Here is a 15,110-nt window from a genome sequence, read left to right as displayed (position 1 = left end):
TGAGGGCGCCCCCTGATCCAGGGGGCGCCCTCAGCGCCGTACAACCGCCTTCACGGCGGTGTCAGTTGTTCGTGCCGCCGATGTGGTGCACGCGGAGCATGTTGGTGGTGCCGGGGACGCCGGGGGGCGAACCCGCGGTGATGATGACGATCTCGCCCGGGTTGAAGCGGTTGATCTTGGCGATCTCCGCGTCGACCATGTCGACCATCTCGTCGGTGGTGTTGACGAACGGCACCACGTGCGACTCCACGCCCCAGCTGAGGGTCAGCTGGTTGCGGGTGTTCTCGTCGGTGGTGAAGGCGATGATGGGCTGCTGCGCGCGATAGCGGGACAGCCGGCGGGCGGTGTCGCCGGACTGGGTGAAGGCCACCAGGCCGCGGCCGCCGAGGAAGTCGGCGATCTCGCAGGCCGCACGGGCGACCGAACCACCCTGCGTGCGCGGCTTCTTGCCCGGCACCAGCGGTTGCAGGCCCTTGCTGAGCAGCTCCTGCTCGGCCGCGGCGACGATCTTCGACATCGTCTTCACGGTCTCGACCGGGTAGGCGCCCACGGAGGACTCCGCCGACAGCATGACCGCGTCCGCGCCGTCGAGGATCGCGTTGGCCACGTCGGAGGCCTCGGCGCGGGTGGGGCGGGAGTTGGTGATCATCGACTCCATCATCTGGGTCGCCACGATCACCGGCTTGGCGTTGCGGCGGCACAGCTCGATGAGCCGCTTCTGCACCATGGGGACCTTCTCGAGCGGGTACTCGACGGCCAGGTCACCGCGCGCGACCATGACGGCGTCGAACGCCATCACGACGCCCTCCATGTTCTCCACCGCCTGCGGCTTCTCCACCTTGGCGATGACGGGGACCCGGCGGCCCTCCTCGTCCATCACCCGGTGGACGTCGGCCACGTCCTTGGCGTCGCGGACGAAGGACAGGGCGACCATGTCGCAGCCCATGCGCAGCGCGAAGCGGAGGTCCTCGACGTCCTTCTCGCTCAGCGCCGGCACGTTCACGGCGGCGCCGGGCAGGTTGATGCCCTTGTGGTCGGAGACGACACCGCCCTCGATGACGATCGTCCGCACCCGGGGGCCCTCGACGTCCAGGACCTTCAGCTCGACGTTGCCGTCGTTGATCAGGATCTGGTCGCCGCGGTCGACGTCACCGGGCAGGCCCTTGTACGTCGTACCGCAGATGGTCTTGTCGCCCGGGACGTCCTCGGTGGTGATGACGAACTCGTCACCGCGCTCCAGCTCCACCGGACCCTCGGCGAAGGTCTCCAGACGGATCTTCGGGCCCTGCAGGTCGGCGAGGACGCCGATGGGGCGCCCGGTCTCCTTGGCCGCGGCACGGACGCGGTCGTACCGCCCCTGGTGCTCGGCGTGGGTGCCGTGGCTGAAGTTGAACCGGGCCACGTTCATTCCGGCCTCGATCATCGAGACCAGCATTTCGTGGGAGTCGACCGCGGGGCCGAGAGTACAGACGATTTTCGAACGGCGCATGGGGCGATCCTATCGGTTTGTTTCGCCGCGGAATATTCCGTCTGGCGGAAGATTCATATGGGCGGAGCGGTGCTCATTTGCCGGTTACTGCTCGGTCACTTTCTTTACGAGCGCGTAGGCCTGCGTAGCGATTTCCAGTTCTTCGTCGGTGGGCACCACGGCGACCTTCACCCGTGCGTCCGCGGGCGAGACCAGCCGCGGCTCGTCGCCCCGTACGGCGTTCAGCGCGCCGTCCACCGCCAGGCCCAGGGTCTCCAGGCCCGCGACGGCAGCCTCCCGCACCTCACTCGCGTTCTCCCCGACTCCCGCTGTGAAGGCGATCGCGTCCACGCGGCCGAGTACCGCGTAATAGGCGCCGATGTACTTCTTCAGGCGGTGAATGTAGATGTCGAAGGCGAGCTTCGCCTCCTCGTCGCCCGCGTCGATCCGGCGTCGTATCTCCCGCATGTCGTTGTCGCCGCAGAGGCCGATCAGCCCGCTCTTCTTGTTGAGAAGAGTGTCGATTTCATCGATGGACATTCCGCCAACACGCGCCAAATGGAAGATGACGGCCGGGTCGATGTCCCCGGAGCGCGTACCCATCACCAGCCCCTCCAAAGGCGTCAGCCCCATGGAGGTGTCCACGCACTTGCCGCCGCGCACCGCGGACGCGGAGGCGCCGTTGCCGAGGTGCAGCACGATGACGTTGACGTCCTCGGGCGCCTTGCCGAGCAGCCTCGCCGTGGCCCGGGAGACATAGGCGTGCGAGGTGCCGTGGAAGCCGTAGCGCCGGATGCGGTGCTCGTCGGCCGTGGCCACGTCGATCGCGTAGCGGGCGGCCGACTCCGGCATCGTGGTGTGGAAGGCGGTGTCGAAGACGGCGACCTGCGGCAGATCGGGGCGCAGGGCCCGGGCGGTGCGGATGCCGGTGAGGTTGGCCGGGTTGTGCAGCGGGGCGACCGGGATCAGCCGCTCGATCTCGGCGAGCACGGTGTCGTCGATCACGGTTGGCTCGGTGAAGGTCTTGCCGCCGTGCACCACCCGGTGCCCGATCACGGCCAACTCGGGTGAGTCCAGGCCGAGTCCGTCCCTGGAGAGCTCCTCCGCGACGGCCTTCAGGGCGGCCTCGTGGTCGGCGACCGGGCCGACCGACTCGCGGGTCCCGCCGCCGCTCGCGAGCGGCGTGTGCCGAATCCTTGAGGTCTCCTCACCGATCCGCTCGACGAGCCCCGCGGCCAGCCGGCTGCTGTCCCGCATGTCGAGCAGCTGGTACTTCACCGACGAGGAGCCGGAGTTGAGGACGAGGACGCGGGTCGCGCTCACTTCAGGGGTGCCTTCTCTGCGGAGTTCTGTGCCTGGATGGCGGTGATGGCCACGGTGTTGACGATGTCCGAGACCAGGGCGCCCCGGGACAGGTCGTTGACCGGCTTGTTGAGGCCCTGCAGCACCGGGCCGACCGCGATCGCGCCGGCCGAGCGCTGCACGGCCTTGTAGGTGTTGTTGCCCGTGTTGAGGTCCGGGAAGATCAGCACCGTCGCCTGCCCGGCCACGTCCGACTCCGGCAGCTTGGTCGCCGCGACGGTGGGCTCCACGGCGGCGTCGTACTGGATCGGCCCCTCGATCTTGAGGTCGGGGCGCCCGGCGCGCACCAGCTCGGTCGCCTCGCGCACCTTGTCGACGTCGGCGCCCGAACCGGACGTGCCCGTCGAGTACGACAGCATCGCGATCCGCGGCTCCACGCCGAACTGCTCGGCCGTCGCGGCCGACTGGATGGCGATGTCGGCGAGCTCCTCGGCGTCCGGGTCGGGGTTCACCGCGCAGTCGCCGTAGACGAGGACCTTGTCGGCGAGGCACATGAAGAAGACCGAGGAGACGATGTCGGCGTCCGGCTTCGTCTTGATGATCTCGAAGGCGGGACGGATGGTCGCGGCCGTGGAGTGGACCGAGCCCGAGACCATGCCGTCCGCCAGGCCCTCCTGGACCATCAGCGTGCCGAAGTAGTTCACGTCGCTCACCACGTCGTACGCCAGCTCCACCGTGACGCCCCGGTGGGCGCGGAAGGCGGCGTACTTCTCGGCGAAGGAGTCGCGCAGCTCGCTGGTGGCCGGGTCGATCAACTGGGTCTCGCCCAGGTCGATGCCGAGGTCGGCGGCCTTCTTGCGGATCAGGTCGACCGGTCCGAGCAGGGTCAGGTCGCACACGCCCCGGCGCAGCAGCACCTCGGCGGCGTGCAGGACGCGCTCCTCGGTGCCCTCCGGCAGCACGACCCGGCGCTTGTCGGAGCGGGCCTGCTCCAGCAGCTTGTGCTCGAACATCATCGGGGTGAGGCGGTCGTTGCTCGGGGCGGAGACCCGCCGGATGAGGTCGGCGGTGTCGACGTACCGCTCGAAGAGGCCGAGCGCGGTCTCCGCCTTGCGCGGGGTGGCCGCGCTCAACTTCCCTTCCAGGGAGAAGAGTTGCTCGGCGGTGGGGAAGCTCATGCCGGGCACCGAGAGCACCGGCGTGCCGGGCGCCAGACGGGCGGCCAGGGTGAGGACGTCGTCGCTCGGCACCTCGCCCAGGGTGAGCAGCAGGCCGGCTATCGGCGGGGTGCCCGCGCTGTGCGCGGCGAGCGAGCCGACGACCAGGTCCGCGCGGTCGCCCGGGGTCACCACCAGACAGCCCGGGGTCAGGGCGCCCAACAGCTTGGGCAGCATCGCCCCGCCGAAGACGAAGTCGAGGGCGTCCCGCGCCAGCCCCGAGTCGTCGCCGAGCAGCACCCGGGCGCCGAGGGCCTGGCTGATCTGCCAGACCGTGGGCGCGGAGAGCGCGGGCTCGTCCGGCACGACGTAACAGGGCACCGGCAGCCGGGAGCCGAGCTGCCGGGTCATCTCGTCCCGGTCCTCGGGAGCGACCCGGTTGGTCACCATCGCCAGCACGTCGCAGCCGAGCCCCTCATAGGCGCGGTAGGCATTGCGGGTCTCGGCGAGTACGGCCTCGGCGGGCTGCTTGCGGCCGCCCACCACCGGGATCACCGAGGCGCCGAACTCGTTGGCGAGCCGGGCGTTGAGGGACAGCTCGTCCGGCAGCTGGGTGTCGGCGAAGTCGGTGCCGAGGACCAGGACGACGTCGTAGTCCCGGGCGACGACGTGGAAGCGGTCCACGAGCGTGGACACCAGCTCGTCGGTCCCGCGCTCGGCCTGCAGGGCGGAGGCCTCGTGGTAGTCCATGCCGTAGACCGTGGCCGGGTCCTGGGAGAGCCGGTAACGGGCGCGCAGCAGCTCGAAGAGACGGTCGGGACTGTGGTGGACCAGGGGCCGGAACACCCCCACCCGGTCGACCTGCCGGGTCAGCAGCTCCATGACCCCCAGCTCGACGACCTGGCGGCCGTCGCCGCGGTCGATACCGGTCACGTACACGCTGCGCGTCACGCGTGCTCTCCGTTTCGTCTGGCGTTCGTCTGGCGCCGGTACAGACATCGCCCGTAGGGGCGAGCGGAACCCCCTTGACAATACCCTCGGCGCTGGATAAGGCGCCCGTCAGGGCGGGGGGCCGGCCGCACACGGCGACCCGGCCATCCGGGTGATAAGGGACACAACGGACTTGGGCGTGGAGCATGAAACAATCGGATCTGCTCACCGGTACCGAGACCGAAGCAGGAGACACAGCACGATGCGCATCGGAGTTCTCACCGCAGGCGGCGACTGCCCCGGCCTGAACGCCGTGATCCGCTCGGTCGTGCACCGGGCGGTGGACCACTACGGCGACGAGGTGATCGGCTTCGAGGACGGTTACTCGGGCCTGCTGGACGGCCGCTACCGCACCCTCGACCTCGAGTCGGTCAGCGGCATCCTGGCCCGTGGCGGCACCATCCTCGGCTCCTCCCGGCTGGAGCGCGACCGGTTGCGCGAGGCCTGCGAGAACGCCTCCGACATGATCCACGAGTTCGGCATCGACGCGCTGATCCCGATCGGCGGCGAGGGCACGCTGACGGCGGCGCGGATGCTGTCGGACGCCGGTCTGCCGGTGGTGGGCGTCCCGAAGACCATCGACAACGACATCTCCTCCACGGACCGCACCTTCGGCTTCGACACCGCGGTCGGTGTCGCCACCGAGGCGATGGACCGGCTGAAGACCACCGCCGAGTCCCACCAGCGCGTGATGGTGGTCGAGGTCATGGGCCGGCACGCGGGCTGGATCGCCCTGGAGTCCGGCATGGCGGCCGGCGCCCACGGCATCTGCCTGCCCGAGCGCCCCTTCGACCCGGCCGACCTGGTCAAGATGGTCGAGGAGCGCTTCGCCCGCGGCAAGAAGTTCGCGGTGGTCTGTGTCGCCGAGGGCGCCCACCCCGCCGAGGGCACCATGGACTACGGCCACGGCGAGATCGACAAGTACGGCCACGAGCGCTTCCAGGGCATCGGCACCGCTCTGGCGTACGAGCTCGAGCGGCGCCTCGGCAAGGAGGCCAAGCCGGTCATCCTCGGTCACGTCCAGCGCGGCGGCGTCCCCACCGCCTACGACCGGGTGCTCGCCACCCGCTTCGGCTGGCACGCCATGGAGGCGGCCCACCGGGGCGAGTTCGGGAAGATGACGGCACTCAGGGGCACCGACATCGTGATGGTGCCGCTGGCCCAGGCGGTGACGGAGCTGAAGACGGTGCCCAAGGACCGGATGGACGAGGCGGAGTCGGTCTTCTAGGCCCCCCTGCCAGACCCTTCGGCGGTCATGCGGTGTTGTCCTGGACCGCGGCCCAGAAGTGGTCGACGATCCGGTCCAGGAAGTCCCGCCCCGCGTCGCCGGCCGTGTTCGCCGCGCCGCCGTCGCCCCAGCTCAGCGAGGCGACCATCTGCCCCTGGTAGTCCTGGTGGAGCTGCTGGAGGGAGTCCTCCAGCAGTCGCCGGTCCAGCGGTACCGCCTTGGCGACCGGCCGGACGTACGCCTGCCAGCGCGTGGTCACCGCGCTGCGCAGCATCTCGGCCAGCTTCGTCTCCCGACCCGTGACGGTGATGTAGTCCGGCAGCGACAGGTCGAGCAGCTCGGCGAGGGCGGTGGACTGGCGGTGGTTGCCGCGCCAGGTGTCGTGCTCCTCCATGTGGAGGTAGGCGGGCAGTTCGAGCCCGACGAAACGGGCCACGTTCTCGGGCGCCAGGCCACGGGCGATGCGGTGCTCGCGCAAAGTCCGCGGCTTTCCGATCAGTTCACCGGAGGAGCACCACAACACGCCGGCGAGGGCGGAGAGTTCGGTGTTCGTCGGGGACAGGGTCCCGCGCTCCCAGGAGGTCACCAGGTCCGCGGTCACGTAGGGCAGTCCGTAGGAGACGCGCATTCCATAGGCGACGTGCTCGGGGCCCATGTCGAGGGCCGTGCGCAGCCGGCGGGCGGCGATGGCGTTGAAGGGCGGGGCGGGTTGAAGGGGCCGGGTGGAGTGGTTCGGGCGGTTCGGGTGGGGTGACGGTGGGTGCACGCGCCACAACGTAGGGGTGCGGGAGTGCACTGACTACGGTCTGTTCGGCCAGGAATACGGATTGTAGGAAGGTACGGCTGTGCGGCGTTCCGGGGTCGGTGGAGCATGCCGGGTGGCAAGGTAGAGGGGCATATGCCCGAACCTCCCCCGTCACCGCCCGCTGACACCTGACCGGGATCGGCCCTGACGACGCTCCCCGGACCTCGCGCCTGTGGACGGAGGTCGAAGGAACGTGCGTCAGCGCCGGTACCAAGCCCCACCGGGCGGCCGAGCCGAACCCGCGGCTCAATCCCGCCGTTCCGCTCCGCCCGGGCCGGCGGCTCACCCCTTGACCGCGCCGCCCAGGGCGAAGCCTCCTCCCAGTCGCCGGGCGATCAGCACGTACAGCAGGATCACCGGCGTCGAGTAGACGATCGAGAACGCCGCCAGCTGCCCGTACGCCACCATCCCGCGGTTGCCGAAGAACTCGTTGATGCTCACGCTCGCCGGCATCTGGTCCGGGGTGAGCAGCAGCATGAACGGGACGAAGAAGTTGCCCCACATGACGACGAAGGAGAAGACGGTGACGACCGCCACTCCCGGGCCCATGAGGGGGAGCACGATCCGGACCAGGGACTGCATCGAGGAGGCCCCGTCCGTCCACGCGGCCTCCTCCAGCTCCTTCGGCACCCCGTCCATGAAGTTCTTCATCAGCCAGATGGCGAAGGGGAGTTGGGAGGCGGCGAAGAAGAGGATGGTCCCCTGCATGGTGTCGATCAGGTTCACCTGGACGAACAGCGCGTAGACCGGGACCATGATCGCCGTGATGGGCAGACTCGTCGCGAACAGGATGGTGAGCAGGAAGGGCCGGTTGAGACGGGAGCGGAAGCGGGAGAGCGGATAGGCCGCCAGGGCCGCGCACACCACCGTCAGCAGGGTCGCCCCGCCGCACAGGATCAGGCTGTTGAGCAGCGGGGTGAAGGTGATGTCCTGCTTCAGGATCGCGTCGAAGTTGGACCAGGTGACGCCGTCGGGCGCCTTCACCCTGAGGTCCGCGTGCGGGTCCACGGAGGAGAGCAGCACCCAGACCAGGGGCAGCGCGAAGGCGGCGGCGACCGCCAACAGGCCCGCGTCGGCGGCCAGTCGGCGGCTGCGGCGGCGGTCGGCGAGAGTGAGGGCCATGGGGGTCAGACCTCCGTCCGCAGCAGGCGCAGATAGACCAGCGAGAACAGCGAGCCGACCAGCAGGAGCAGCAGGGCCACCGCGGTGCCGTAGCCGATCATGCTGTTCTGGAAGGCCTGTTCGTACATGAACAGGGGAAGAGTCTGGCTCTTGTTCCCGGGACCACCCCTCGTCATCACCCAGATCAGTCCGAAGACCGACAGGGTCTGCAGGGTGTTGAGCATCAGGTTGGTGCCGATGGAGCGGCGGATCATCGGCAGGGTGATGTGCCACATCCGGCGCCAGCCGCCCGCCCCGTCGACCTCGGCCGCCTCGGTGACCTCCTTCGGGATCTCGTTCAGCGCGGCCGAGTAGACCAGCATCGAGAAGGCCGTGCCGCGCCAGACGTTGGCGAAGGACACCGCGAGGATCGGCAGGGTGAACAGCCAGTTCTGGGAGGGGAGATGGAGCAGGTCCAGGATGGCGTTCAGGGTGCCCTCGCGGCGGAAGAAGGCGTACAGCAGGAAGCCGGCGACGACCTCCGGCAGCACCCACGCCGTGATCACGACACCGCCGGTGAGGGTGCGCACGGGCTTGGACGCCCGCTGCATCAGGGCGGCGAGAGCGAGCCCCAGGGTGTTCTGCCCCAGCAGGGACGAGATCACCGTGAACACGAGGGTCAGCCATACGGCGTTGAGGAACTCCTCGTCCCTGAAGGCCTCGCGGAAGTTGGCGAGACCGACGAAGGAGGAGTGGGCCTGCCCGGTGAGCTGGAGGTCGGTGAAGGCGATGTAGGCGCAGTAGGCGATGGGTCCGGCCAGGAAGAGCAGCAGGAGGACGACGGCGGGGGACAGGGGGAGGAAGCGGGCGAGGGCACGGCGCGTCTGCCGGCGGGGCGGCGGGGAGGCCGCCGGGCGCGAGGGCGACTCGGCCGCCCTCGGGCTCGGTGCGTGCGCGGGTGGGGTCGCGGCGGTCACTTCTTGACGACCTGGTTGTCGGTGGCGTCCTTCAGGGCGTCGTCGTAGCCGCTCGCCGCCTTGTCGACGGAGAGATCACCCGTCGTGACGCCCTCCATCGCCTCCTGGATGGCGGTGGACACCTTCGGGTACGCCGGGTAGGCGGGCCGGTAGTGCGTACTCGCGACGAGATCCGTGAAGAACTTGATGCCGGGCTGGGCGCTCGCGTACGACGAGTCGCTCGCGACGTCCTTGCGTACGGAGATGCCGGAGTTGGCGATGTACCACTTCTCGGCGTTGGCCTTGGTCTGCATCGTCCTGACGAAGTCGAAGGCCAGGTCGGGGTTGCCCGCCTTTGCGGGGATCGCCCAGGTCCAGCCGCCGGACATGCTCACCTTGCCGGGGGCCTGACCGTGCTGGGTGGGCATGTACGCGAGGCCCAGCTCGCTCGACCACTGCGGCCATTCGTGCCCGCTGCCCTTCAGCCAGGCCTGGGGGAGCCAGGAGCCGTCGAGGGCGATGCCCAGCTTGCCCTTCGGCAGCAGATCCCCGGCGACGATGGTCTGGATGTTGGGGTCGAGGGCGTCGGAGACGTCCGGGCCGAGCTTCTCCTTGTAGACGGTCTCGACGAACCGCAGCGCGTCCCTGAAGCCCTGGCTCCCGGCGATCCACTTCTTGGACGCCTTGTCGTACAGCGGGTCCGACGTCCCGTCGCTCGTGCCGTAGAGCAGCATCTCGAAGGTCTGCATCGTGGCGGCCTCACCGGCGGGCTTGCCGGTGTAGAGGTTGATCGGCGTGACTCCCGGGACCTTCTTCTTGACGGTGCGAGCCGCGGCGAGGACGTCCTCCCAGTTCTTCGGCTGCCAGTCGGCGGGAAGCCCCGCCCGCTTGAAGATGCCCTTGTCGAACCAGAGCCCCCGGGTGTCGGTGCCGTCCGGGACGCCGTACGTCTTCCCGTCCTCGGCCTTCGCCGCGGCCTTCGCGGTGTCGATGAACTGGTTCCAGTCGGGCCACTTGGCCAGGTAGGCGTCCAGGGGCTTCAAGTACCCGCTGGTGATGTCGGAGTTGATGAGGAAGGTGTCCTCGTAGACCAGGTCCGGGGCGGTCTTGGGGGAGCGGAGCATCTGCTGGAGCTTGGTGTAGTACTCCGAGTCCGGGGCCTTGATGGGGACGAGCTGGACCTTCTTGCCGGGGTAGCGCTTCTCGAACTGCCGTTTGATGTCCGCGAGATAGTCGTCCATCACGCGGATCGAGTTGTCCGTGGACTGCTTGAAGGAGATCTTCACGGTGTCCGGACTGCTGCCGGAACCGCTGCCGCAGCCGGTGAGGGCGCCTGCGGCGAGAGCGGTGGAGAGGAGGGCGGTGATGGCGGCGGTGGGGCGCACGGGCATGACCTCCTGCGGGCCTACGTCGTTGTCGGCCGAGATGGTTGCCCGGTGAAGGTAGGAGGAGTGGTCTAGTCAGGTCAATGCGCCTGCAGGGTTGCGGTGTTGGGGTGGGGGCGGGTACGACGAGCGGCTGGGGCCTGATACGAAAGTCCCGCCGTCCGCCCGAAGGGCGTGCCCTGCGGCGTCGTGGAGGAGCGTGCCGGGCGTCGCGGGGCAGGCGGGACTTTCGCAGCGGGCCCTAACGCCCGGGAACCCATCGGTACTGCAACTCCGGTCGCCCCACGGTCCCGTACTGCGGGCTGCGTGCCGCCCTGCCCGCGTCCACCAGGTGCTCCAGATACCGCCGGGCCGTGATCCGGGATATCCCCACGGCCTCCGCCACCCCCGCCGCCGTCAGCCCCTCCGCGGCCTCCCGCAGCGCCCCCGTCACCCGCTCCAGGGTCGGCCCGCTCAACCCCTTCGGCAGCGCCGCCGGCGAGGGGGCGCGCAGGGTCGCCAGCGCCCGGTCCACCTCGTCCTGGCCGCTCGCCTCCCCGGCCGCCCCACGGAACTCCGCGTACCGCACCAGCCGGTCCCTGAGCGTCGCGAAGGTGAACGGCTTCAGGACGTACTGCACGACCCCCAACGACACCCCTTCGCGCACCACCGTCAGATCCCGCGCGGACGTCACCGCGATCACGTCCGCGTGATGCCCCGCCGCCCGCAACGACCGCGCGAACTGCAGCCCGTGGACGTCCGGCAGATGCAGGTCCAGCAGCAGCAGATCCACCGGCGTGCGGTCCAGCAGCCGCCGTGCCTCCGCGCCCGTGTGCGCCTTCCCGACCGCGACGAACCCCGGTACCCGGCCGACGTACATCACGTGCGCGTCCGCCGCGACCGGATCGTCCTCCACCACCAGCACCCGGATGTCGGTCATGCCTCGCCTCCCGGCACCGGGACGGGCGCCGTCGTACGCAGCGGCAGCCGCACCACGAACTCCGCGCCCCCGCCGTCCGCCTCGGTCACCGTCAGTTCCCCGCCCTGCCGCTGCACAGCCTGCCGTACCAGCGCCAGGCCCAGCCCCCGGCCCCCCGGCCCGGACGGTTTCGTGGAGAAGCCGCGCTGGAAGACCAGGTCGGCGTGGGCGGGATCCACCCCGGCGCCCGTGTCCGCCACCCGCAGCACCAGTTCGGAACCCTCCGCGTACGCCGTCACCGTCACCCGCGCCCGCACGCTGCCCTGCGCCGCGTCCACCGCGTTGTCGATCAGGTTGCCGAGGATGGTCACCAGGTCCCGGGCGGGCAGGGTCGGCGGCAGCAGACCGTCGTCCAGGCGGCTGTCCTCCGACACCACCAGTTCCACGCCCCGCTCGTTCGCCTGCGCCGTCTTGCCCAGGAGCAGCGCCGCCAGCACCGGCTCGCTCACCGCCGCCACCACCTGGTCGGTGAGCGCCTGCGCCAGCTCCAGTTCCGCCGTGGCGAAGTCCACCGCCTCCTCCGCGCGGCCCAGCTCGATCAGGGAGACCACCGTGTGGAGTCGGTTCGCGGCCTCGTGCGCCTGGGAGCGCAGGGCCTGGGTGAAGCCACGCTCGGAGTTCAACTCGCCCATCAGGGACTGCAGTTCGGTGACGTCCCGGAGGGTGACCACGGTGCCGCGGCGCTCTCCGCCGGACACCGGCGAGGTGTTGACCACCAGCACCCGGTCCGCCGTCAGATGCACCTCGTCCACCCGCGGCTCCGACGCCAGCAACGCCCCCGTCAACGGACTCGGCAGACCCAGGTCCGCGACCGACGTCCCGATCACGCCCCGCTCGCCCTCCAGCCCCAACAGCTCCCGTCCGCCGTCGTTGATCAGCGCCACCCGGTACTGCCCGTCCAGCATCAGCAGCCCCTCGCGCACCGCGTGCAGGGCGGCCTCGTGGTAGTCGTGCATCCGGCTGAGCTCGGCCGCGTTCATGCCGTGGGTGTGGCGGCGCAGCCGGGCGTTGACGACGTACGTGCCGATCGCGCCCAGGGCGAGGACGCCGGCCGCGACGCCGAGCAGCGCCGAGACCTGGCCCCGTACCTGCTTGCTGATCGCCTGGACCTTGATACCGGCGCTGACCAGGCCGATGACGTGCTGGTCCGCGTCCTTGATCGGGGTGACCGCGCGGACCGACACACCGAGGGTGCCCTTGTACTTCTCGGTGAGGGAGCCGCCCTGCTGGGCCTTGGCGATATTGCCGACGAAGTGCTTGCCGATCATGTTCTTTTTGGGGTGGGTCCAGCGGATGCCCTGCGGATCCATGATCGTCACGAAGTCCACGTCGGCGTCGCGCATCACCTTCAGGGCGTACGGCTGGAGCTCGAGGCTCGGTTTCGGGGTGGCGATCGCGGCGTGCACGGAGGGGGCGTCGGCGATCGAGCTGGCCACCGCCATGGCCTGCCGGCCGGCCGCCCGCTCGGCCTGCCGCTCGTCGCTGACGTACGTGAACAGCGCGTATCCGGCCACGACGACCGCTATCAGCACGGCCTGCATGGCGAAGAGCTGCCCCGCCAGGCTGCGGGGTCTCGGGACGCTGGGCATGCGCATGGGTTCAGTGTGCCTCGCCCCTGGTCGGTGCCCCTCTTTCCGGTCTCCCGAGGCCCCGGGCCAAGCGTGAACTAATTGGCCTCATCCCGCTCCAATGAGGGGGATGCTCCGACTCTGCGCCGCTGTCCAGCGCTCCTTCGAAGCTTTCCTGCTTCAGCACCGGCCGCCCGCCCGGAGGATCTCCGTTGAGGTCTTACGCCGGCTCCACAGGCCGACACCGCCAGCCCGGCGGCCAGAACGTTCTTCGCCGCGTTCTCGTCCCGGTCGTGGGTCACCCCGCATGCGGCGCAGGTCCACTCCCGGATGGTCAACGGCAGATTCGCGACCAGGTGGCCGCAGGCCGAGCAGGTTCCGCTCGACGGGTACCAGCGGTCGACCGCGATCACTTCGCGGCCGTGCCACTCGGCCTTGTACTCCAGCATGGAGCACAGCTCAGCCCACGACGCATCGGAGATCGCGCGACTGAGTGTGCGGTTCTTCTCGATGAACTAAATGAACGGAAGGGTGACCGCCCTCACAGGGGCACGGGATAGTCACCGCAATGCGGAAGCGAGCGGAAGCGGGACATTCGGTTCCAGCCATCGCGGCCGCCGGACGAAACCGCACCCCCGATCCCCATCCCCCGGACGTGAGCCGCACGCCGGTGATGCCGACGAAGACGTCAAGGAGGGCAGCCGTGGCCGCCGCCAGCACCCCCGATACGGCACCTGCCGCACCCCGCGTGAAGCGGGACCGTACCCACTACCTCTACCTCGCCGTGATCGCGGCGGTCGTGCTCGGTATCGCCGTGGGTCTGATCTGGCCCGACGCCGGCGTCGAGCTCAAGCCGCTCGGTACGGGCTTTGTGAACCTGATCAAGATGATGATCTCCCCGATCATCTTCTGCACGATCGTGCTCGGTATCGGATCGGTACGGAAGGCCGCGAAGGTCGGTGCCGTCGGCGGTATCGCGCTCGGCTACTTCCTGGTGATGTCGCTGGTCGCACTGACCATCGGGCTCGTCGTCGGCAACATCCTGCACCCGGGCGACGGACTGCACCTCACCAACGCGATCAAGGCCTCCGGCCACGACCAGGTCTCCAGCGACGCGCTGCCGCCGGTGGACTTCGTGCTGTCGATCATCCCGACCACCTTCGTCTCGGCGTTCACCGAGGGCCAGGTCCTGCAGACCCTGCTCATCGCGCTGCTCACCGGCTTCGCGCTGCAGGCCATGGGCTCGGTCGGCCAGCCGGTCCTGCGCGGTGTCGAGCACATCCAGCGGCTGGTCTTCCGCATCCTCGCCATGGTGATGTGGGCCGCCCCGATCGGTGCCTTCGGCGCCATCGCCGCGGTGGTCGGCTCGGCCGGCCTGGACGCCCTGAAGAGCCTCGCGGTCCTGATGCTCGGCTTCTACGTCACCTGCTTCCTGTTCGTCTTCGTCGTGCTGGGCGTGATCCTGCGGGCCGTGGCCGGGCTGAACATCTTCGTGCTGCTGAAGTACCTGGCCCGTGAGTTCCTGCTGATCCTGTCCACCTCCTCCTCCGAGTCCGCGCTGCCGCGGCTCATCGCGAAGATGGAGCACCTGGGCGTCAGCAAGTCGGTGGTCGGCATCACCGTCCCGACCGGCTACTCCTTCAACCTCGACGGCACCATGATCTACATGACCATGGCGTCCCTCTACATCGCCGACGCCCTCGGTACGCCGATGTCCGTCGGCGAGCAGATCCCGCTGCTGCTCTTCCTGCTGCTGGCCTCCAAGGGCGCGGCGGGCGTCAGCGGCGCCGGCATCGCGACCCTGGCCGGTGGTCTGCAGTCGCACAAGCCCGCCCTGGTGGACGGCGTCGGCCTGATCGTCGGCATCGACCGCTTCATGAGCGAGGCCCGCGCCCTGACCAACTTCGCGGGCAACGCGGTCGCCACCGTGCTGGTCGGCACCTGGACCAAGGAGATCGACAAGGTCCGCGTCCGGCAGGTCCTCGCCGGAGAGCTCCCCTTCGACGAGACCACCCTCCTCGACGAGGGCGTGCAGCCGCACGCCGAGATCCCCGAGCAGGGCGGCGAGAAGGAACTCGCCAAGGCCTGAGGCCCCGGCGAACCCGGGAGCGGCCCGCCCTGAACCCGGGCCCGTCCCCCGCTCACGCCGGGCGGCTGAGCGTCCCCCCGTTGCTCAGCCGCCCGGTCCGGGG

11 protein-coding genes and 1 pseudogene are annotated in these 15,110 nt (G+C 69.7%); 2 read left to right on the top strand and 10 right to left on the bottom strand.

Annotation, left to right across the window (positions count from 1 at the left end; genetic code table 11):
* Window positions 1-61 precede the first annotated feature (61 nt).
* From pyk to pta, 3 genes are all read right to left on the bottom strand, one after another.
* Window positions 62-1,489, bottom strand: a complete 1,428-nt coding sequence (gene pyk, locus ABZZ74_RS26260) for a pyruvate kinase (protein ID WP_356768894.1) — start codon at window positions 1,487-1,489, stop codon at window positions 62-64.
* Between the two features lie 84 nt (window positions 1,490-1,573).
* Window positions 1,574-2,791 (bottom strand): acetate kinase, encoded by a 1,218-nt coding sequence (locus ABZZ74_RS26255; RefSeq protein WP_356768892.1) that lies wholly within the window; start codon window positions 2,789-2,791, stop codon window positions 1,574-1,576.
* On the bottom strand, window positions 2,788-4,878 hold the full coding sequence (gene pta, locus ABZZ74_RS26250) for a phosphate acetyltransferase (protein WP_356768890.1): 2,091 nt from the start codon (window positions 4,876-4,878) through the stop codon (window positions 2,788-2,790). The genes ABZZ74_RS26255 and pta overlap by 4 nt, the downstream gene beginning before the upstream one ends.
* 241 nt (window positions 4,879-5,119) lie before the next feature.
* Between pta and ABZZ74_RS26245 the strand changes: the two genes are divergently transcribed.
* Window positions 5,120-6,145, top strand: coding sequence for an ATP-dependent 6-phosphofructokinase (locus ABZZ74_RS26245; protein ID WP_133044724.1), 1,026 nt, complete (start codon window positions 5,120-5,122; stop codon window positions 6,143-6,145).
* A gap of 25 nt (window positions 6,146-6,170) precedes the next feature.
* Here ABZZ74_RS26245 and ABZZ74_RS26240 read toward each other — a convergent pair whose 3' ends face one another.
* From ABZZ74_RS26240 to ABZZ74_RS26210, 7 genes and pseudogenes are all read right to left on the bottom strand, one after another.
* Window positions 6,171-6,911, bottom strand: a complete 741-nt coding sequence (locus tag ABZZ74_RS26240; RefSeq protein ID WP_356768888.1) for a helix-turn-helix transcriptional regulator — start codon at window positions 6,909-6,911, stop codon at window positions 6,171-6,173.
* 321 nt (window positions 6,912-7,232) lie between these two features.
* Window positions 7,233-8,072, bottom strand: coding sequence for a carbohydrate ABC transporter permease (locus ABZZ74_RS26235; protein WP_356768886.1), 840 nt, complete (start codon window positions 8,070-8,072; stop codon window positions 7,233-7,235).
* Between the two features lie 5 nt (window positions 8,073-8,077).
* Entirely contained in the window at window positions 8,078-9,028 is a 951-nt protein-coding gene (locus ABZZ74_RS26230; RefSeq protein ID WP_356768884.1) for a sugar ABC transporter permease, read from the bottom strand.
* Window positions 9,025-10,398 carry an extracellular solute-binding protein gene (locus ABZZ74_RS26225; protein WP_356768882.1) on the bottom strand — a complete coding sequence of 458 codons (1,374 nt, stop codon included), beginning with the start codon at window positions 10,396-10,398 and terminating at the stop codon, window positions 9,025-9,027. Before ABZZ74_RS26225 ends, ABZZ74_RS26230 begins: the two co-directional genes overlap by 4 nt.
* 235 nt (window positions 10,399-10,633) lie before the next feature.
* Entirely contained in the window at window positions 10,634-11,311 is a 678-nt protein-coding gene (locus tag ABZZ74_RS26220; RefSeq protein WP_240871309.1) for a response regulator, read from the bottom strand.
* The gene (locus ABZZ74_RS26215; RefSeq protein ID WP_356768879.1) at window positions 11,308-12,945 is read right to left on the bottom strand and encodes a sensor histidine kinase; all 1,638 of its coding nucleotides are present in this window, start codon (window positions 12,943-12,945) and stop codon (window positions 11,308-11,310) included. The genes ABZZ74_RS26220 and ABZZ74_RS26215 overlap by 4 nt, the downstream gene beginning before the upstream one ends.
* A gap of 71 nt (window positions 12,946-13,016) precedes the next feature.
* Window positions 13,017-13,424, bottom strand: a pseudogene (locus ABZZ74_RS26210) (RNA-guided endonuclease TnpB family protein); the annotation flags it as partial.
* A gap of 167 nt (window positions 13,425-13,591) precedes the next feature.
* On the opposite strand from ABZZ74_RS26210, the gene ABZZ74_RS26205 reads away from it, so the two are divergent.
* The gene (locus ABZZ74_RS26205; RefSeq protein WP_356769076.1) at window positions 13,592-15,007 is read left to right on the top strand and encodes a cation:dicarboxylase symporter family transporter; all 1,416 of its coding nucleotides are present in this window, start codon (window positions 13,592-13,594) and stop codon (window positions 15,005-15,007) included.
* The last annotated feature ends 103 nt before the right edge of the window (window positions 15,008-15,110 follow it).

Source organism: Streptomyces sp. NPDC006476 (assembly GCF_040612015.1).
Classification (GTDB): Bacteria; Actinomycetota; Actinomycetes; order Streptomycetales; family Streptomycetaceae; genus Streptomyces; species Streptomyces griseorubiginosus_B.
The sequence above is the reverse complement of the archived record's forward strand: the minus strand, read 5'-3'. Positions and strand labels throughout refer to the sequence as shown.